The following is a 19743-nucleotide window of genomic DNA, read 5'->3' as shown; positions in this document are numbered from 1 at the left end:
CACCACACACTCAGAGGAAAATATACATATGTCCACCCTAGGAATCATTGGCAGCGGCAACATTGGCACTGCAATCGCTCGTCTGGCCGTAAATGCTGGCGTCCCTGTAGTACTGGCCAATTCCCGCGGGCCGGAGAGTCTTGCCAGCCTCGTGGCGGAGTTGGGACCCCTGGCGTCCGCAGGGTCCATTGAACAGGCGGCCGAGGCCGGAGACGTCGTCGTGTTGTCCATACCGTTGACGGCACACACGTCCATTCCTGCTTCGCTCCTCGCCGGCAAGGCGATACTGGACACCTCCAACTACTACCCGTTCCGGGATGGAAGGGTTGCTGAACTGGACGAGGAAAGGCTGACCACCAGTGAGTTGGTTCTTCGACACTTCCCGGGAGCCGGACTGACCAAAGCGTTCAACAACATCCTGGCCCATCACATCCCCGAACTGGCGCGTCCTTCAGGTGCCGCTGACCGGACCGCACTGCCGGTTGCCGGAGATGACGCCGCCGCGAAATCCAAGGTGGTCAGACTCATTGACCAACTGGGCTTCGACACTGTGGACGCCGGTCCGCTGGCTGAGAGTTGGCGTTTCGAACCGGAAACCACGGCCTACACCAGGCTGTACGTGGCCGATCCCTCGACCCCGGACGAGAAGCTGCTCGAATCCGCAGCAGGACCCGTTTCGGCCGAGCGGCTGAACGAGGCGTTGAAGAATGTTGAACCGGTCCGGGTTGGAGCGCGAAAGTTCTAAAAAACCGCTGGCCGCCCATGATTGACGCTGTTTCATAACCTCATGGCACGGGTATACCTATTTGCCCTACAGCTTCAGCTCCTAGCGTTGTTCCAAGCGGGGCCGGCAAAGAAGCAGGCCCGGTGCATGAGTAGAAAGAGCTGGATTTATGTCCCTGACAGATGCTCAATTGACTGAGCTGTATGACAAGCAGGCCCTCCACGACAACCTGATGCTGTATGCGAGGGGCGCCGACCGGCACGACCACGAGCTGATGAGATCCACCTACTGGCCTGATTCATTTGACGATCACGGCAGCTACGTTGGAAACGGCCACGGCTGGGCGGATGCTGCCATGACCTGGCACGATAAAATCCACAGCTGCAGCCACCACATTTCCAATGTGCTGTCCGAGATCGACGGGGACCGCGCCAAGCGCGAGAGCATGTTCATCTGCGTAGTTCCGTTCAAGGATCCCGAAGTGACCATGTTCCAAGCCGGCCGCTACCGCGACTTGTGCGAGAAGCGCGACGGGGTGTGGAAGATCCTTCATCGCACATGCATCTGGGACTGGATCGATGTACGGCCCGTCAACGCCGACTGGGACGTCGTGAATGTTCCCCGTGTCTCGCACTGGGGAGCCTGGTATCCGCAGGACCCGATCTACCTCGACTGGATCGAAAGTCCGCCGACCGAATTCTCCCGTTAGCCTGCCCCTGCAGCGGTTCCCGTCCGTGAACCAATAGCAAAGCGCCTGCCAGCCCCATGACGGGGCCGGCAGGCGCTTTGGCTTTGTGCGGTATCAGACTGCGTAGGGGTCTGCGATGCCGATGTATTGGGTGGTGGTGTATTCGGCGATGCCTTCGGAGCCGCCTTCACGGCCCAGGCCGGATTGCTTCACACCGCCGAAGGGTGCTGCGGCGTTGGAGATGACGCCGGCGTTGAATCCGACCATGCCGAATTCGATCTGTTCTGCGACCCGGAGCAGACGGTTGAAGTCCTTGCTGTAGAGGTAGGAGGCCAGGCCGTATTCGCTGGCATTGGCCAGACGGATGGCGTCCTCCTCGGTGTCGAAGGAGGTTACCGGGGCTACGGGTCCGAAGATTTCCTGGCGGAGGATGTCCGCGTCATTGGGTACGTTCGCGAGCACGGTGGGCGGGTAAAAGTAGCCGGGACCGTCCGCAGGCTTACCACCGGTGAGGGCGGTAGCACCGGCGTCGACGGCGGCACTCACCAAGGCGTGCACGTCGTCCCGGGCGCCGGCGTCGATCAGAGGACCAACTTGAGTGGACGGTTCGGTGCCGCGGCCGGTCACCAAGGCTCCCATCGCGGCTGCGAACTTGCGGGTGAAGTCCGCGGCGACGGAGGAGTGGACGAGGAAGCGGTTGGCTGCGGTGCAGGCTTCGCCCATGTTGCGCATTTTCGCGGCCATTGCCCCTGCCACGGCGGCATCGAGGTCTGCGTCGTCGAACACGATGAAGGGGGCGTTCCCGCCGAGTTCCATGGAGGTGCGCAGGACGTTCTGCGCGGCGTCGGCCATGAGCCGTTTGCCCACGGGGGTGGAGCCGGTGAAGGAGACCTTCCGCAGGCGAGGGTCAGCCAGCAAAGGGCCGGAAATCCCTGAAGCGGATGAGGAGGAGACAACGTTCAAGACTCCGGCGGGCAGGCCGGCGTCGAGCATGGTTTGGGCGAAGTACTGTGCCGTGAGTGGCGTGAGTTTGGCGGGTTTGAGGACCATGGTGCAGCCGGCGGCGATCGCGGGGGCGACCTTGCGGGTGGCCATGGCGAGCGGGAAGTTCCAGGGCGTGATGAGCAGGCACGGGCCCACGGGTTTGTGCTGCACCAGGATCTTGTTCTTGCCCTCGGGCGTGGTGAGATACCGGCCGTAATCGCGGACCGTTTCCTCGGAGAACCAACGCAGGAACTCAGCCCCGTACGTGACCTCGCCGCGTGCTTCGGCCAACGGCTTGCCCATCTCCAAGGTCATCAGCAAGGCGAAGTCATCGGCACGCTCGATCACGAGGTCGAACGCACGACGCAGGATCTCGGCACGCTCACGCGGAGCGGTCCGCGCCCAGGAAGCCTGCACGGCGTCAGCCGCGTCAAGAGCGGCCACGGCGTCATCACTCGTGGCGGAAGCCAACGTCGCCAGGACCTCGCCCGTTGACGGGTCGTGGACGTCGAAAGTTCCGCCGTCGGATGCGTCACGCCACTGCCCACCGATTAGTAGGCCGGTGGGAACGGACTTGAGAAGCGCAGCTTCTCGTTCAGATGAAACGGCAGGGGACAGCGCAGAAACAGACATCAAAGGAAGTCCTAAAGAGTTAGAGGGATGGAACAGGGGCGCCCGCGCAGGGGGTGCGGGAGAACGTTTAGTAAGCCTTGACTCTCTGCTCAACCACCAGATGGATGAGGGCAAACACGTTGTCTTCTTCGATGGCAGTCAGTGCCGCTTGGATGGCGGCAGGAACGTCTGCATCATGTTCTACTTTGATTCCGAAGCCACCAAAAGCTTGGGCCATCAGCGCGAACTCCGGGTTCTTCAACTGGGTGCCCGAGATCCGCTGCGGATAGTGCCTTTCCTGGTGGGTGCGGATGGTGCCATATTCCTGGTTGTCCATAACGATGACCAGGGGAGTGGCGCCATACTGGGCCGCTGTGGCCAATTCCTGGCCATTCATGAGGAATTCCCCGTCACCGGCAATCGTCACCACTCGCCTGCCCGGGTACTCCAAGGACGCGGCGATTGCGGAAGGAATGGAGTAACCCATGGAGCCATTGCGCGCGCTGATCATCGAGGCGTAGCGCAGGGTCGGGAAGTATCGATGTGCCCAATTGGTGTGCTCTCCGGCGCCGAGGGTCACCATCGCGTTGGTAGGCAACGTGGGGACAAGGTTGGCCATCAGGGTGTCCATCCGCGCGGGACCTGCCGTCGGCGCCGCGGAGGGGAGGGCAGCGAAGGCCTCTTGTTCCCTGCGCATCGTCGACGTCCAATGCATCCATTCGTCCTTCACGGGAAGGTCGATCTTGGCCAAGTCGCGGACAAAGACGTCCGGCTTGGCCAGGATTTGGTAGGAGACGGGTCCGGAGCGGCCACGGAGGGATGGGTCGATGGTGACGAGGAAGTTCTTCTTGTTCCAGTCCTGCCGACAGAGGAACCCGTCCGTGATGACGTCTCCGGGGACCGTGCCAACGAAGATGAGCAGGTCAGTTTCTTCCAGGAGGTCGTAGGTGGGGCGGGGCCGGCCGTAGCCGATGGGGCCGACGTAGGAAGGGGAACTGAACGGGATGGTGCCTTCAGTGCGCCATTCAGCTGCTGCGGGGATCTGGTGTTTTTCGAGCCATTCGGTGAGTTGGTCGGCACCTTCCTGGGTCCAGTCGTTTCCGCCGGTGACGAATAATGGCTTCTTGGACGCGGCCAGGGCCTCGGCCAATGCGGCCGCGTCCACGGTGGTCATTCCGCCGGTGGCGACCGGAATGGGCGGATGGAGGGCGGCAGGGATCTGCTGGCGGATTACGTCTTCGGGGAGTCCGACGACGACGGGACCTGGCCGTCCGCTCATAGCCGCGAAGAGGGCTTCAGCGACGATTTCGGAGGCGCGTTCTGCGTGATCGAGGACCATCACACGTTTGGCGCCGGTGTCGAACCACGCTTTGATGTCGAACTCCTGAAAGGCCTCCCGGTCTCTGTGGGCGAAGGGGATCAGTCCCACGAACAGCACCATGGGTGTGGAGTCCTGCCAGGCGGTGTGCAGGCCAACGTGGGCATTGGCTGCGCCGGGCCCGCGGGTAACCATCGCAATTCCCGGCAGCTGGTTCATTTTTCCGTCAGCCTCGGCCATGTAGGTGGCACCGCCCTCATGACGGCAAACGATGGTTTCGATGGAGGAGTCGTGAAGACCATCCAGAACGTCAAGGAAGCTCTCGCCAGGTACTATATGGGCCCGCTTGATGCCGTGGGAGGCCAGAGTGTCAACAATGACGTGCCCGGCCGACTTACGGGATGCCTGAAGCAGGTCCCCCCGCAACTCGTCTTGCTCTGCCGTTACTTGTGTCATGAAAATAGGCCTTTTCGCTGGTTGCCGCGTCTTTGCGCAACAGGTTCAGTGGGGGATGCGATTACAGGAGAATGCTCAAGGGGCTTTCGATGCGCTTCTTGAATGCGGCCAACAATTGCGCGGCCACAGCGCCGTCGACAACCCGGTGGTCTGCCGAGAGCGTGCAACTCATGACAGTGGCAACTGCCAGTTCACCGTCGCGCACCACCGGACGTTGCTCGGCTGCCCCAACGGCCAGGATCCCGGCCTGGGGCGGGTTGAGAATTGCGGAAAATTCCCGTGCCCCGTACATCCCCAGATTCGTCAGGCTGAAGGACCCGCCTTCCAGTTCCTGCTGACGGATGCGGCCGGTGCCGGCCCGTTCTTTGTAGTCGCTCATGACCTTTCCCAATGAGCTGACGGAAAGATTGTCCAGGCCGCGGACCACCGGAGTAAGGAGGCCGTCCGTCGTCGCGATGGCTACAGAGACATCGACTGTGGAATAGCGGCGGATGGCGTCACCTTGCCATGACGCATTTGCGGCGGGCACATCTACGAGAGCACCCCCCAAAGCCTTCAGGACAAGATCGTTGACCGTTGTTTTCTGTCCCTGAGCGGACATGTCCTGATTGATCTGTTTGCGCAGGGCCAAAAGGGAGTCCATTTCCACGTCGATTGAGACGTAGAAGTGCGGAACAGTGCTCTTCGACTCCGTAAGCCGCCGGGCGATGGCTTTGCGCATGCCGGACAGAGGCTCGTCCTGGAAGTTCTGCACGCCCCGAACATGCTGCGCAGCCGATGGGGACGGCGCGATGGATCCGCCCGACCCCGACCTCGAGGCTGACTCCGGGGTGGCAACCCGCTTCGTATGGGCAGCTTCGACATCCCCGCGCAGGATCCTTCCGTTGGGTCCGGAGCCTGCCAAGGTTGAAAGCTCGATGCCAAGTTCCTTTGCGAGTTTGCGGGCCAGTGGCGAGCCGAACACCCGTGAGCCCTCACTAGGAGCCCGGCTGGAGGATGCCGGGGTTGCATCGGGAGCAGCAGGCCGGGTGTCCCGGCGGGTAGTTGGCGCTTCAGTGTCCTCGGGGACGGGATGTTCTGCGAGACTATGCGATGCGCCGCCGGCCGAGGCAATCTGTTGGTCTATGGAAGCTTCGTCTTCGCCGGCTTCGACGAGCACAGCAATGGGCTCGCCGACACCTACGGAAGTGCCGGGTCGAATCAGCAGTCTGCCTACGGTGCCGGGAAACTCAGCCTGCAGTTCCACAGTGGCCTTTTCGGTCTCAATCTCTGCGATGGGCTGACCGGCTGCGATGGTGTCGCCTATTTTTACAAGCCAGTCTTGAAGAGCTGCCTCGGTGGCGTCTGCCACTACTGCGGGCATGGTGATGATGGTTGCCATAGTGAATGTCCTTCGATGGTTCCGGTTCAGAAAAGGCCGAGATTGCGGGCGACTTCGTCGAAGCCGTCAAGGACGTCCTCAAGATCGGCATTGGCGGCAGCCTCCAGGACTTTCGAGATGCTGGGAGCGGCTTCCTTGCCCGTAACGCGTTGGATGGGCTGATCCAGATGGTCGAAGAATCTGCGCTGAATCTCGTCAGCCAGCCATCCGCCGTAGGAAGTGCCGCGGGCACCCTGCTCGACGATCAGGACGTTGTTGGTTTTCCGGATTGATGTACCGATCGTCTCCCAGTCCAAAGATGCTCGGTCGAGCCATCGCAGATCAATGATTTCGGGATCGAGTGCAAGTCGCTGCTCGGCTGCCTGAAGCGAAACGTCCACCATGTTCAGGTAGCTCAGGACGGTGACGCCTTGCCCTGTCCGGCGAACCGCAGCCTTACCAACAGGCAGCTGGTAATCGAGATTCCCTTCGGGAATGGTTCCCTTGGTTCCGTAGAGGTCTACGTGCTCAAGAATGAGGACGGGGTCCTGGAGCTCCAAAGCGGTATTCATCAGCCCGACGTAGTCGTGCGGAGTTGACGGCGCCACGATGCGCCAGCCCGGGTTGTTGGCGAAGACGCCGGCGGGATCCATGGAGTGCTGGGATCCATACCCTGCTCCCATTGCCACCTTGGACCTAAGAACCACAGGCATGGAGGACTGGCCGCCGAACATATGCCGGGCCTTACCGATCTGGTTGAAAATCTGGTCAGCGGCCACCCAAAGGAAGTCCGAGTACATGAACTCCACCACCGGCTTGTAGCGTCCAGTCATGGACAGGCCCCCTGCCAGGCCCGCGAAGGCATTTTCACTAATGGGAGTTCCCAGGACACGGTCGGGATAAGTGTCTTTCAGGCCGCGGGTAGCCCCGTTGGTGCCGCCTTTGAGCCGGTGCACATCCTCGCCGAGGACCAGGACGCCCGGGTCGAGGTCCATTCGGCGGCCGAGTACATCTGCGATGGCATCCACGAAACGACGCTCGACAGTCCCGGCTTCGGTTGGTTCGCCGGGCGATGAGCCGGTCAAGGCGGGTTCGCTCCTGACATCTCGGTCTACGGAGGTGGGATCGGGCCAAAGAGCGGGGCGGATCCGGCGGGCACCTTTGGCGCTTTCCGGGTCCTTCTCCGTGATTTCTTCAACAATGCGCGTAATTTGCTCAGTGATGTGGGTGGTGAGGTCGCTGAGTTGTTCGTCCGTGAGGAGGCCCCGCCGGGTCATCTCTGTGGCCAGTTTGGCCAAGGGATCACGATCACGCCACTGTTTCTCCTCCTCCTTGGTGCGATATCCGAACGCGCTCCCCGGGAAGGGCCCGTTCTGGTGGAAATAGCGGTATGTCTCAGCCTCGATGAGTGTTGCACCCTTGCCGGCGCGCATGTGTTCCACTGCAGCCTTCTGGGCAAGGTAAACCGCAAGGGGATCCATGCCGTCCACCCGCCAGGACCTGATGCCGAAGCCGGGCCCACGAGCCGCCAGCCGAGGTTCCCCGGTGACGTCGGCAACGTGGGTGGAGACGGCATAGAGATTATTTTCGATGTAGAAGCAGAGCGGCAGACGCCAGGCAGCGGCCAAATTGAATGTTTCCAGAGTCGAACCAATATTTGAGGCGCCGTCGCCGAAATAGGTCACCGTGACGCCCATACCGCTCGCCAGCCCGCCGTCGTCGTGGACTTCTGCGTCGTGGCGCTGAGCCCAGGCATTGCCCGCGGCAAGCGGCACACCGCCGCCCACGATCGCGTTAGTGCCCAGGGCTCCGGCCTCAAGCCACTGCAGGTGCATTGATCCGCCTCGGCCGCCGCTGAAGCCGGCCTTGAGACCCAAAATCTCAGACATCGTCCGCCGGATGAACTCGGTGATCTGGTCGTTCTTTATGCCGTCGATGATCGACATGCCGTTAGGGGACAGGTAGGCCAGACCTTTGGCCACGAACTGGTGATGGCCGCGGTGGGTGCCGTTGACGCCGTCTGTTCCCTGCAGCGCGAGTATGGACCCCACGGCTGCGCCTTCCTGGCCAATGCTGGAATGGGCGGGGCCGTGTACCAGACCCTCTGCTGCCAACTGCAGAACAACTTCCTCAAAGATGCGGATGGTGTGCATGTGAACCAGCATGGATTCGAGCAACTCGGGAGCTGCTTCGTCCCAGTCGTCACGAGTTGTGCTCAGCTCTGTGCACTCTGTTGAGTAGGTCAAGGGCGTGGTGGTTGACATCTTTGGCTCCCATGGGCGTACGTGCATCGCTTTTGCGTTCGTTTCACCATAGGCAAGCAAATGGATCCAATTCAAGGGAAGTATCCCGGTAAAGCGCGCCATAGTTCCTTGAATGGATCCATTGGGTCATGTTTTGCGTAAACTGTGTGTATGGCAACGGAAGAAGTGCTGTTGAAGAAGTCGGGCGCTGCGAGCCAGCGCATTGCAGACGAACTGAGCCGAAGGATCCTGGATGGCCACCTGCCTCCCGGAACCAGGATCCGCCAGGAGCAGATCGCGGAAGAATTCGGTGTCAGTAGACTTCCGATTCGTGAGGCGTTGCGCATCCTCGAATCGCATGGTCTCGTCACGCTCGTAGCGTCTTCCGGGGCCTGGGTGAGTTCCATGAACCTCGCTGAGTGCCAGGAAACGTATCTGATCCGCGAACGAATTGAACCCCTCGCGCTGGGGCAGGCCATTGGCAACGTCAGTGATGCAACCATCAATCGGCTCAGTCAGTTGGCGGAGGAGATGGAGAGTTGCACAGTGGTGGAGGACTTTGTTGAGTTGGACCGCGAATTCCACCTGCTGAGTTTTCGGGATGCTGGCATGCCTACGTTGTTGGAGATGGTGGAGAGGCTCTGGAATACCACCCAGCATTATCGGCGCGCATACGTGCAGTTGATCGGTTCGGAGGGGCTCGAGGACACGAATTTGGAGCATCGGCTACTGCTGGCGGCCATCCGGCGGGCCGACAACCGCTCTGGGGAGGAATTGCTGGCTATGCACGTCCGCAAAACGCGCATTGCCCTGTTGGATCACCCTGAAATATTTGATCGTTAGATGTGACTGGCATGAGCCGCGTGGACCGTGCTTGCCGACGCTGCCTTCCAGGATGCAGCGCCCTCAGGCAGAGCAGGTGGCTAGGCGCCGCTCAGCACCCCCGGAAGCAGTGAACGGGCACTTGCGCTGTGGCCATCCGGTAGATTTATTCACGCAATGTGAGAGTGATTAAATTAATGTGAGAGTTTTTCTTGACGTGTCGTTATAGGGCGAAGTAGCGTCGGCGTACCGGATCGATGGAAGAAGGGAAGCCTCGGGCCGGAGATCATCCGAAGCCCGGCCACCCTTTGTCGCCGGTGAAAAGCACAGGAGAACATATGCGGACAACGAAGACGCAGGCCCTGCTGACAAATCGATCGACGGCGGAAAAAGACGTGGCAATCGTCCACACCGCAGAATTCAACGAGTTCGGGCCAGAGCAGAAGAAATTACTGCACCGCACTGTTGCCGGCAGCGTCGTGGGGAACATTATTGAGCAATACGATTTCGTCCTGTACGGATCGGTGGCTGCCCTGGTCTTCGGCAAATTGTTCTTTCCGAGTTTCGACCCAACCGCTGCACTGCTTGCTTCTTTCACCACCTATGCGGTCGGTTTCATAGCCCGCCCGCTGGGCAGCTTGGTAGCAGGACACGTTGGCGACCTGCATGGTCGGAAACGGGTCTTGGTAGCCATGCTGCTTATCGCCGGGATTTCGACCACTGCCATCGGGCTACTTCCGACCTATGCCGCTATCGGCTTTTGGGCAACGATTTTCCTCGTGATTCTGCGGTTCGTGCAGGGCTTCTCGTTCGGCGGGGAATACGGCGGCGCCATTCTGATGGTGAGTGAGACGGCTCCGCCTGAGAAGCGGGGGTTTTACACAGGGTTGATCCCGGCATCGTCAGCGATCGGCGGGCTGCTGTCGACCGGTGTGCTCTTCGCTTTGAGTTTCATGCCAACGGAGACCTTCGAAGCGTGGGGATGGCGAGTCCCGTTCCTGCTGTCGATCATCCTCGTCGTGACTGGTCTGATCATTCGGCTGCGGCTTAAAGAGACACCGGTGTTCAAGGCCGCAGAGGCTGAGGGGAAGACTACCCGCAAACCCATTCTCGAAGTCATCAAGACCAACCCCAAAGAGCTCCTCCTCGCAGCCGGAATCAGTTTTGGGTTCGGCACGCTGGGTTACATCCTGGTGACGTGGTTGCTGAGTTACATCACCATTGGTCTGCAGCTCGACGCGGGTGTAAGTCTTATTGCTTTGTCCATCTCTTTCGTTTTCTATGGCCTCAGTGACTGGGTCAGTTCAGCGATCTCCGACCGCGTTGGTCGTCGTCCGGTCATTCTCACTGGTGGAGTGGCTTTCGCCGTCTGGGCATTTCCTATGTTTGCCCTTATCGACACCAAAAATCCCGTTTTGATCACTGTCGCAATGACAGTCGGGACAATATTGGCTGGAATGATTTACGGGCCGCTGGCCTCGTTGATCAGTGAGCTCTTCGCCACTAAATTCAGGTACAGCGGTGCTTCAATGGGATACCAGCTTGGACAGACCATGGGCGGCGGATTCTCGCCCCTTATCGCAACGGCTCTCTATGCGGCGACGATGGCTTCCTGGTCGGTCGCCCTCTATCTCGTCGTCGCCGGGATCATCACAGCAGCTTGTGTCTTTTTCCTGACGGAAACCCAGGGGCGGGACCTAACGCACTGACCGTCATAACCTGTCACGGATCTGTGCCCCAGCAATTCGGCAGAGAGCACGGATGGCATGAGGTGCAGGGCCTCGAAGTGGCGCACATTCTGGCGTTGTTGACGTAGAAAACCATATCTCGCCCCTGCAGCAAGCCATTAGCCTAATTGAGTACTTCGACTTCATCGATGTGATGAGCTCCGATGAACGACATTAATTCTGGGCAAACATCTGCCGTGGGAAAGGAACGAATTCATATGACGGCAGTGACTGCTGAGGGTGTGGGCTTTCGGTCGCGGCGCGGCCCCATCCTTATAGCATTGATGCTTTCGACGGGCCTGGTGGCAATTGATTCGACAATTGTTGCGACGGCCGTCCCCTCGATTGTGGACGACATTGGCGGCTTCACCTCCTTTCCGTGGCTTTTTTCCGCCTATCTTTTGGCGCAGGCCGTTTCCGTGCCGGTCTACGCGAAGCTTTCGGACGTCGTTGGCCGTAAGCCGGTACTTCTTAGTGGCATTGGACTCTTCCTTCTCGGTTCAATCCTCTGCGGAGTGGCGTGGAGCATGCCTGCGCTCATTGCATTCCGTGTGCTTCAAGGCCTAGGGGCGGGAGCCGTGCTGCCGATGTCCATGACTGTCGTCGGAGATATCTACTCCGTGGCTGAGAGGGCTAAGGTCCAGGGCTACCTTGCTAGTGTTTGGGCACTTTCGTCGGTTGTTGGCCCCACCCTGGGGGGCGTATTCGCCTCGTTCGGCATCTGGCGTGGGATTTTTCTGGTGAACATCCCGCTTTGCCTCTTGGCTGGGTGGATGCTGATTCGATCGTTCCACGAGAGTATCGAGCGTACCAAGCATAGGGTCGACTATTTAGGGGCGATACTGCTGACGTTGGCGCTGAGCCTGCTCATTCTTGGCGCGCTTGGGGGTGGCCAAACGTGGGCGTGGGACTCGTTCATCAGCCTGGCCATCTTTGCCGCCGGCGCCCTGCTGTTGGCCACGTTCATACTCGCAGAACGGAGCTCCGCGGAGCCGATTTTGCCTGGATGGGTTGTGTCCCGCCGTTTGCTCGCAACGACCGCGTTAACCTCTGCTGGCGTCGGTGCGGTCATGTTCGGCCTCACCTCCTACGTTCCCACCTTCCTTGAGGGTGCCGCTAAAACCTCCCCGATACTGGCCGGGCTCGCGTTGGCAGCACTGACCGTCGGTTGGCCAATCAGCGCGTCGCAAGCGGGCCGCTTCTATTTCCGCATCGGATTCCGGAAAACGGCCCTGCTGGGCATCTCGGTCACGGTCATCGGCACAGCTTTCCTTGCGCTGACCGCCGCTGCACCCAACGTCTTGGTGGTGGCAACGGGGTGCTTCGTCGTCGGGCTCGGGCTGGGGCTGGTAGCGACGCCTAGCCTGATTGCCGCGCAGACCAGCGTCGATTGGAACGAGCGGGGCGTAGTTACCGGTACTAATCTATTTGCACGGTCGATCGGCAGCTCTGTCGGTGTCGCCGTTTTCGGGGCAGTGGCCAATTCGATCTATGCGCGTGTTCCAGCCGGGGAGTCCGATCCCCAGACGATCGTGTCGGCGTCAGCTGCTGTCTTCATCGCCGTACTGGTCAGCGCCGTACTGACCGTTGTCGCCATTATCACCATGCCTGCAGGTGACAACGAGAGCAATACGCTCAAGATGCCGGCAAAGGACGGATCGGCGATTTCTCGTGGCTAGGCCGCCCGGTGGTGCGTCGACCAGCGAACCTATCGAACGCAACCTTCGCTAATACTGCTTTCGTTCGTACCATCCAATAACGGACCTTCTGTCATCGGCCCAGCCGGGGGTCTTGTCATGATGCTCGGTGTCGTCTCCGCCATGTAATCGATGAAGGAGGTGCAGATACCGTGTCGAGCTATTCATCGTTCTGGCGGGTTAAGTGTCGTCGCGTTTTGAGTTGTCATAACGGCCGGCGGAAGTCAGGCCTTAAAGGTCGGTGCCTCATCCTGACCGGCGGCTCGCGTGCACTGAGAGCTACCGTCCAGCAGGCAATCTGCAGAGGCGGCGGCACCGACTCTCTGGCGCAGGCTTTGAGTGCGCAGAGACGCGGTAAGTCCCCGTTTTTCGGTGCTCTGCGAGCAAAAAAGAAGGTGTGGACATTGTCCACACTCCTCGCTTCGGACTGGGCCGTATTGCCGCCGAATCGGCTCGGATTCCGCATGTTTCCGCCACTTCCCAGTATTTCTAAGGCCTGGAATCCCGTTCGAGTCCCACCTCGGGCACGGCATACCCCCTCGTCAGAGGGGGTTTTTGCTTTAACGTGTTTACATTCTGGCTGGTCAGGTCCTCTGACACTGGCCGCGGTGTGTGCCTGGCGCCGCGGGTCGCCTGTTTGGTTGTGGGGGAGCGGGTTCAGGGTCGTGGCTTGTGGGCCCTCCGCTGGCTGTGATCTGGGGTTATACGTCTCCTTTCTTCGTTGGTCAGTTAGGTCAGGGTTGGCCTACACCTCTTCATGGGTAGGGGGACTGAGCGCAACATGACCATAGGGATCCTTCGACAGAGATTTTCGATATCGACTCGTTCCTAGGCTGAACACACGTGGCTGGCGGACGCTTTGTCAGGCCAAAGGGGGTGTGGACATTGTCCACACTTAAATCTTCTTTATTGCGTCTGATCGCAGCCATTGATTCTTGCCTCCTTGGGCCTCCTTCCATTCATGAATGTGAGTTGCAGTAGCGACATGACGCGGATTCGGAAGCGCTCTGCATGTGCAGGGTCATTTCGAGGCGAGATGTCGGCAACGGTCGGCCGCGTGCTTTCGGGTGTAGTGAGGTTGTCCACGTCCTAGTTGACTCACGGGACCGCCCCGCCGATTCCACCTCCGCCAAGAGCGATGGAAACGGCGGGGCCGCCCCTGTGCGCTGTTTAAAGTGCGGTTACTTCGAGCAGCAGTGCGTGTTCCGGGTTGAGGGCGGGCATAGGTAACCCAACCTCGGCCAGGAACAGCCCGTTTGCAACCGCGCCTTCCGCTAGCCATGCCGGAGGCCGGACCTGGGTAAACGCATGCGAATAGTCCGCGTCACCAGAGGCCGGGAAGATGGCCTCCACGCGGTACTCCCGGGTCAGCTCCAACCCCGGGACGGAGATCCGGCCTGGCTGTTCAGCGGCCGCCGTGCGTGCGCTGACCAAGGCGAAGAGCCCCGCCGTCGTGCCCTCGGCGGTGCCGCTGGGGGCTACTACGCCGTGCAGCATCAGCGACTCGTCCGGTACATCGGCGCGCACCATTCGTCCACTGTGGATAAGACCGCGGTGTTCCTTGTAGAGCCCGATGAAGCGTTTGAGTTCCTCACGTTCCGCCCCGGTGACGGAGCGGACGTCCCATTCCATGCCGAAGTGCCCGAACAGGGCAGTGATGGCCCGGAAGGACAGGTCGTGCGTGCGCGCGGTGGTGTGTGACGTGGTGGGTCCAATGTGCGCGCCAACCAACTCCGGTGGAACCACCATGCCGGTCCAGCGCTGGATGATCTGACGCTCCAGGGCGTCGTTGCAATCCGAGCCCCAAATGCGGTCTGTGCGTTCCAGGATTCCGAGGTCAACGCGGGCGCCACCTGAGGAGCAGCTCTCAATTTCGACGCCGGGATGGGCCTTGCGGAGTTCGTCGAACAGCCGATAAGCGGCGAGGGTCTGTTCGTGGACGGAGGAGCGTCCGGCATGACCATGTTCCAGCAGGTCGCGGTTCTGGTCCCACTTGAGGTAGCTGACATTGTTGTCCCTCAGAAGGGCGTCAATGCGATCGTAGATGTACTGCCACGCCGCCGGGTTTACGAGGTCGATGACGTGCTGTTGCCTCCATTCAAGTGGCAGGCGTCCGCCGTCCTTGTAGCTCTGGGCGGAAGGGCCAACAATCCACTCGGGGTGCGCACGGACGATATCGGAATCGAGGTTGACCATTTCTGGTTCCACCCAGAGGCCGAACTCCATGCCCCGGGACGTTACGGCATTGATCAGCGGCGTGAGGCCGTCGGGCCAGAGTGATTCGTCGACGTACCAGTCGCCTAGGCCGGCACGGTCGTCACGGCGTCCGCGGAACCAGCCGTCGTCGAGCACAAAGCGTTCAACACCAAGCTCCGCGGCGGACTCGGCCAACTCCATTAAGGTGGTCAGATCATGGTCGAAGTAGACCGCTTCCCAGACGTTGAGTACCACCGGGCGGGGCTTGCCAGCCGGGGCTCCACTGGACACGGCGGGCAGCACGTGGTGGGGGCGGGACCGGAACCAGCTGTAGAACGCCTCGCTGATGCCGTCCAGGCCGCGGTCCGAGTACGCGGCGAAGAGCGCCGGAGTGGTGTAGCTGGCACCGGGTGCGAGGGTGACTTCGGCGGGGCCGAGGAGCTCCGAGCCGCCGATCATGGTGCGGCCGTCGCCGATGCTGTCCGCGAACTGTTCGTGATTGCCGCTCCAGGCCAGGTGGGTGGCCCAGACCTTTCCGTGGCGGTTGCCGAATCCGGCGGTGCCGGCTGCGAAGAGCAGCGAGGCGTCGTGACCGGTTCGACCGTGTCGGCCGGTACGGACCCAGGTGCCCTGCTGGATGGGGCGGCGCTGCGGGTGGCGTTCCCGGCACCAGCGCCCCGTCAGGTCAAGGAGTTCGACGGCGTCCGGCGCCACCGGCAGGACGGTCGCCAGTTCATCGAGCTGGTAAGGCGTGCTGCCATCGTTGGTGACGGTGTGCCGGAGTTCCAGCAGGCCGCCGTCGTGCAGTACCAGGGCGGTGGATACGGTAAGGCCGGCGTCGGGATCGGACTGCACGATCGAAGCGGCCGTGCCGTCGGTGTCAGCGCGTACGACGCGGAGGCGGGGCGAGAAGTCAAGGCCGGAGACGCCGTCGGCGATGCGGTGGCCGCGGAGGGCGGGACGTCCACGCCAGCCAGCTGATGCCTGGGGCAGGAGGCCAGTGCGTACGGTGGCGTCGAGTGACGACGGCGGGATAGCCGCTGTGAGGATAGCGAGGTCCGGCAGGATGCCGCCGAGATCTGCGCCCCAGTGGATGACCTCGGCTTCTTGGTTGTCGAAGCCGATGACCAAGCTGGTGCCAGCGGATCGGAGGTGGAGGGGTTCCACGATGATGTCCTTTCATGAGGGTGAACTTAGGGCGTGATGTGAACGCAGTTGGGACAATTCCGTCCGTGCGACGTTGGGCAAGATGTCCGTTGTGCCATGGTTAACCGGCAATGTCGGCGCGGCCATGTTGAACCCGCCCGACGACGCCGACGGCTACTTATGCGCCAACAGGTTGATTTCGGATTCCACGGCGAATTCGTCAATCGCCGTGAGCTCTTCGGTGCTGAACTCCATGTTGTTCATGGCGCCGATGATGTCCCGCATGGTCGTCAAGGAAGGAGTGGCGGAGCCCGGAGGTTCCGCCCCTCCTTCGTCGGGATGCTTACTTGAAGAGGGCATTGACCTTTTCGTTGGCCTCGGTCAGGGTGCTTGCGTCCTTCTTACCGGACACCACTGCGTCCATGGCGGGGCCCATGAGGCCTTCGACCTTCGCCGCGTTTTCGGTGATGGGGAAGAGGAATGTCGTTCCGTCTGTCACCTGAGTGGTGAAGGCGCTGACATCGATGCCCTTGGCCTTGAAGGCTTCTGCGGCCTTTTCGGAAGAGGACTTGACGGCTGGGAAGACGACGGCCTTGGAGGCCACTACATCTTGGCAAGCGCCGGAGGCGAGGTATTCGACCCATTTGACGGACGCGGCCGGGTTTTTGGTGCCAGCCCAGACGGAGTCGGCCAGACCGTTGAACATGCTGGCACGCTTCCCGTCGGGTCCCTTCGGGGTTGGGGCGATTCCGGTTTCGATGCCTTTGTAGCTGGTGTACTGGCCGATCATCCAGGAGCCTTGCGTGTTGATGGCCGCCTTGCCGGCGCCGAAGGCATCAGAAACGCTGGCGCCAACGGTGGTTTCAAGCTTGGGCATGTAGCCCTTGTCTGCGAGGCCGGCCCACCACTTGATGGTGTCCTGGAATCGGGGGTCGTCATAGTTGAATTTGGTGCCCCACGGGTTTTTGTCCGTGTGGGTCCACCCGGTGGTGCCGGTGAGGAAGCTCCACTGGGTCTGGCCCTGGCCGGTACCTGAGCTCTCCAGGCCGAGCCCGTAAGTGGCTACGTTGTTCTTGTCGAACCCTGCTTCGTCTCCGCGCTTGCCGTTCTTGTCCAGGGTCAGGTGTGCGATGGCCTTTTCGTAGCTGCCACCGTCCTTGGGGTTCCAATCGAGGTTGGCCATTTGTTCCGGGGTGATCCCGGCTGCGTCTGTCATGGCTTTGTTGTAGAACATGGCTACGGTGTCCCAGTCCTTGGGTAGCCCGTAGCGTTTGCCGTCCTGGCCCACCCATAGGTCAGCGAGACCCTCATTGTAGACGTCCAGTTTAATGCCGTCTTTCTTGACGGCGTCGTCGAGGGCCAGGAGTTGCTTCTTGTCGGCAAACTCGGGGTACTTGGACAGGTGGTTGGCGAAGACGTCCGGGGCGTTTCCGGCCACAAAGCCGTTAGTCAGCGTGGTCCAGTAGTCCCCGTATCCGCGCTGGGTGATTTTGACTTTAATGTCCGGGTTGATTTTGGTGAAGTCCGACGCGCATTGCTGGTAAGCGGGGAGCTGATTGGCATCCCACAGCCAGTAGTTGATGTCGCCCTTGGCCTCACCTGCGGTGGTGGAGGACCCGCCGCTGCACGCGGCGAGGGAGATGGCGATGGCTGCGGCGGCAGCGACGGCACCAAGAGTTCTTTTCATGATGGACCTTTCGAAGAGGGCGTGAGGATGCCCGGAGCGGGGAAGTGAGGTTAAGCGGTTGGGCTCAGCAGGCTATTTGATGCCGGAGAATCCGATGGAGTTGACTACCTTCTTGCCGAAGGCGAGGAACAGGATGAGGATGGGCACTGCCGCAACGATGGTGGCCGCCATGAGGCCGGACCAGTCCGGGGCGCCTTGGGGGGATTGTGATTTGAAGACGCTGAGTCCCACGGTGAGGACGCGGATGCTCTCATCGTTGCCCACCAGCAGGGGCCAGAAGTATTCGTTCCACTGACCGATGAAGGTCAGCAGCGCCAGTGTGGCGATGGGGGCGGCGGCGTTGGGAAGCACAATCTGGAAGAAGATGCGCAGGTGTTTGGCGCCGTCGAGCATTGCCGCTTCTTCAACTTCGCGGGACATGCTGAGGAAGAACTGGCGGAGGAAGAAGATGGCGAAGGCCGACATGAAGAGGAACGGCAGTGTCATGCCGGCGAACGTATTCAGCAGCCCGAGGTTCTTGATCATGAGGAAGTTGGGCAGTGCTGTGAAGATTCCGGGGATCATCATCGTGGCCAGGAACACCGAGAAGACCTTCTCGCGCCCCGGCCAGCGCAGGCGGGCGAAGGCGTAGGCGGCAAGAGCGCTGAAAAAGACCTGCGCTGCGGTTGTCACGGTTGAGAAGAGTATCGAGTTGCGCAAGTACAGCCAGAAGTCGATCGCTGCACCGGAGCCTCCATCGGCGATGGCCTCCTCCGTGGTTTGCATTCCAAAGACACGCTTGAAGGCGCCCCAGGAGAAGTCTGCAGGTAAGAGGCTCCCGGAGTTGGACGCCAAGGAGTGGTTGCTGGACAGTGCGGTGCGCAGCATCCAGAGGAACGGGAAAATGGTGATGACAAGCGCGACGACGATGGCAATCCAAGCGCCGATACGGCGCCAATTGAGTGCCTTGCGGACCTTAAATGTTTGAGTAGTCATGGCTGAGGTTCCTTAGTCCAGATCTGATTCGTTGCCCTTGAGGAACTTCATCTGGAGGAAGGCCACAAGTGCGAGAATCACGAAGAGAATGACGGACAGGGCGGAGGCATAGCCGAAGTCCGATTCGCCGAAGGCTTTTTGGTAGATGTACATCTGGATGACGCGGGTGGCATTGACCGGACCGCCGCCGGTGGTAACCGCGACGGTGTCGAAGACCTGGAATGATCCGATCACGGTGACCACAAGGACCAGTGCCAAGACCGGGCGCAAGAGTGGCATGGTGATGCTCCAAAAGGTCCTGGAGGGGGAGGCTCCATCCAGGGAGGCCACCTCGTAGACATGGTGGGGGATGGCCTGGAGCCCGGCGAAGATGAGCAGCGCGGTGTAGCCCATGTGCCGCCAGACGTTGACGAAGGCGATGGTGGGAATGGCCCATTGTTCGCTGCCGAAGAAGGCGACGCGGGGGAGACCCATCCAGCTGATGATTTCGTTGACTATGCCGATTTGATAGTCGAGCATCCAGAACCAGAGGAGGGCGACAATGACGTTGGCCACCAGGAACGGCAGCAACAGCGCCCCTCGGATGAAGGTGGATTTGGCCACCCGGTGCATCAGTAGGGCCAAGCCCAAGGCGATCACGGTCTGAAACACAATGTTGAGGGCGACGTACTGGAGGGTGACGCCCATGGCGTTCCAAAAGAGTTCATCCTTGAAGATCGCGGTGTAATTGTCCACCCCGACCCAAGTGGGCTCACCCAGGATGCTGTATTCCGTGAAGCTGAGGTAGATGCCGCGGATGGTGGGGACGAGTGAAAAGGCAACGAGGCCGATCATCGCCGGAAGTATAAACAGCAGCGCGACCTTTGTGTCACGTAGTTTGACCTTGCGGTGGCCCGGACTTGAACGCTGCGGCATCTTCGGCGGTGCGGTGGGTGGGTGTTTGCTGATGGTGGTCATCTTCGATCCCTCTCCTGTGAGGCAGGCAACAATTGACGGCCACTCTACGCGCGTAGTTTTGGAAATGGCAACAGTCTGCCGGAAATGATGGGTTCACAGTTGACTCTTTTTGGCAATATTGACGCGCGTAGATTTCCTGTCCATACTTCTT

General features: G+C 60.6%; 14 protein-coding genes. 5 read left to right on the top strand and 9 right to left on the bottom strand.

Annotated elements, in window-relative coordinates; genetic code table 11:
* Positions 1–28 precede the first annotated feature (28 nt).
* Together ACSSVG_RS23070 and ACSSVG_RS23065 are read left to right on the top strand one after the other, a co-directional pair.
* Entirely contained in the window at positions 29–745 is a 717-nt protein-coding gene (locus tag ACSSVG_RS23070; RefSeq protein WP_492416569.1) for an NADPH-dependent F420 reductase, read from the top strand.
* 148 nt (positions 746–893) lie between these two features.
* Entirely contained in the window at positions 894–1433 is a 540-nt protein-coding gene (locus ACSSVG_RS23065; RefSeq protein WP_364304730.1) for a nuclear transport factor 2 family protein, read from the top strand.
* Positions 1434–1526: 93 nt separating this feature from the next.
* Here the strand turns inward: ACSSVG_RS23065 and ACSSVG_RS23060 are convergent, their stop codons facing one another.
* From ACSSVG_RS23060 to ACSSVG_RS23045, 4 genes are all read right to left on the bottom strand, one after another.
* Positions 1527–3029: an NAD-dependent succinate-semialdehyde dehydrogenase gene (locus ACSSVG_RS23060; protein WP_492416567.1), complete on the bottom strand. Its 1503-nt coding sequence runs from the start codon at positions 3027–3029 to the stop codon at positions 1527–1529.
* A gap of 67 nt (positions 3030–3096) precedes the next feature.
* Positions 3097–4782, bottom strand: coding sequence for a thiamine pyrophosphate-dependent enzyme (locus ACSSVG_RS23055; protein ID WP_492416565.1), 1686 nt, complete (start codon positions 4780–4782; stop codon positions 3097–3099).
* Positions 4783–4843: 61 nt separating this feature from the next.
* Positions 4844–6163 (bottom strand): dihydrolipoamide acetyltransferase family protein, encoded by a 1320-nt coding sequence (locus ACSSVG_RS23050; protein ID WP_492416563.1) that lies wholly within the window; start codon positions 6161–6163, stop codon positions 4844–4846.
* A gap of 26 nt (positions 6164–6189) precedes the next feature.
* Entirely contained in the window at positions 6190–8406 is a 2217-nt protein-coding gene (locus ACSSVG_RS23045; protein WP_492416561.1) for an alpha-ketoacid dehydrogenase subunit alpha/beta, read from the bottom strand.
* A gap of 150 nt (positions 8407–8556) precedes the next feature.
* On the opposite strand from ACSSVG_RS23045, the gene ACSSVG_RS23040 reads away from it, so the two are divergent.
* The 3 genes from ACSSVG_RS23040 (at position 8557) to ACSSVG_RS23030 (ending at position 12613) form a co-directional block, all read left to right on the top strand.
* On the top strand, positions 8557–9228 hold the full coding sequence (locus tag ACSSVG_RS23040; protein WP_492416559.1) for a GntR family transcriptional regulator: 672 nt from the start codon (positions 8557–8559) through the stop codon (positions 9226–9228).
* Between the two features lie 317 nt (positions 9229–9545).
* On the top strand, positions 9546–10916 hold the full coding sequence (locus ACSSVG_RS23035; RefSeq protein WP_492416557.1) for an MFS transporter: 1371 nt from the start codon (positions 9546–9548) through the stop codon (positions 10914–10916).
* Between the two features lie 236 nt (positions 10917–11152).
* On the top strand, positions 11153–12613 hold the full coding sequence (locus tag ACSSVG_RS23030; RefSeq protein WP_492416556.1) for an MFS transporter: 1461 nt from the start codon (positions 11153–11155) through the stop codon (positions 12611–12613).
* A gap of 1188 nt (positions 12614–13801) precedes the next feature.
* On the opposite strand, the gene ACSSVG_RS23025 is transcribed toward ACSSVG_RS23030, so the two are convergent.
* The 5 genes from ACSSVG_RS23025 to ACSSVG_RS23005 all read right to left on the bottom strand — a co-directional run bounded on the left by ACSSVG_RS23025 (position 13802) and on the right by ACSSVG_RS23005 (position 19592).
* Complete coding sequence (locus ACSSVG_RS23025) at positions 13802–15994, bottom strand: alpha-galactosidase (protein ID WP_492416554.1); 2193 nt, start codon at positions 15992–15994, stop codon at positions 13802–13804.
* 153 nt (positions 15995–16147) lie between these two features.
* Complete coding sequence (locus ACSSVG_RS23020; RefSeq protein ID WP_492419289.1) at positions 16148–16333, bottom strand: hypothetical protein; 186 nt, start codon at positions 16331–16333, stop codon at positions 16148–16150.
* Positions 16317–17660, bottom strand: coding sequence for an ABC transporter substrate-binding protein (locus ACSSVG_RS23015; RefSeq protein WP_492416552.1), 1344 nt, complete (start codon positions 17658–17660; stop codon positions 16317–16319). Before ACSSVG_RS23015 ends, ACSSVG_RS23020 begins: the two co-directional genes overlap by 17 nt.
* A 72-nt stretch (positions 17661–17732) precedes the next feature.
* Positions 17733–18635, bottom strand: a complete 903-nt coding sequence (locus ACSSVG_RS23010; RefSeq protein ID WP_429329630.1) for a carbohydrate ABC transporter permease — start codon at positions 18633–18635, stop codon at positions 17733–17735.
* 12 nt (positions 18636–18647) lie between these two features.
* The gene (locus ACSSVG_RS23005) at positions 18648–19592 is read right to left on the bottom strand and encodes a carbohydrate ABC transporter permease (protein ID WP_429329631.1); all 945 of its coding nucleotides are present in this window, start codon (positions 19590–19592) and stop codon (positions 18648–18650) included.
* Positions 19593–19743 lie beyond the last annotated feature (151 nt).

This window comes from Paenarthrobacter sp. E2MeOHC11 (assembly GCF_058744955.1).
This window is presented reverse-complemented; position numbering and strand designations above follow the sequence as displayed.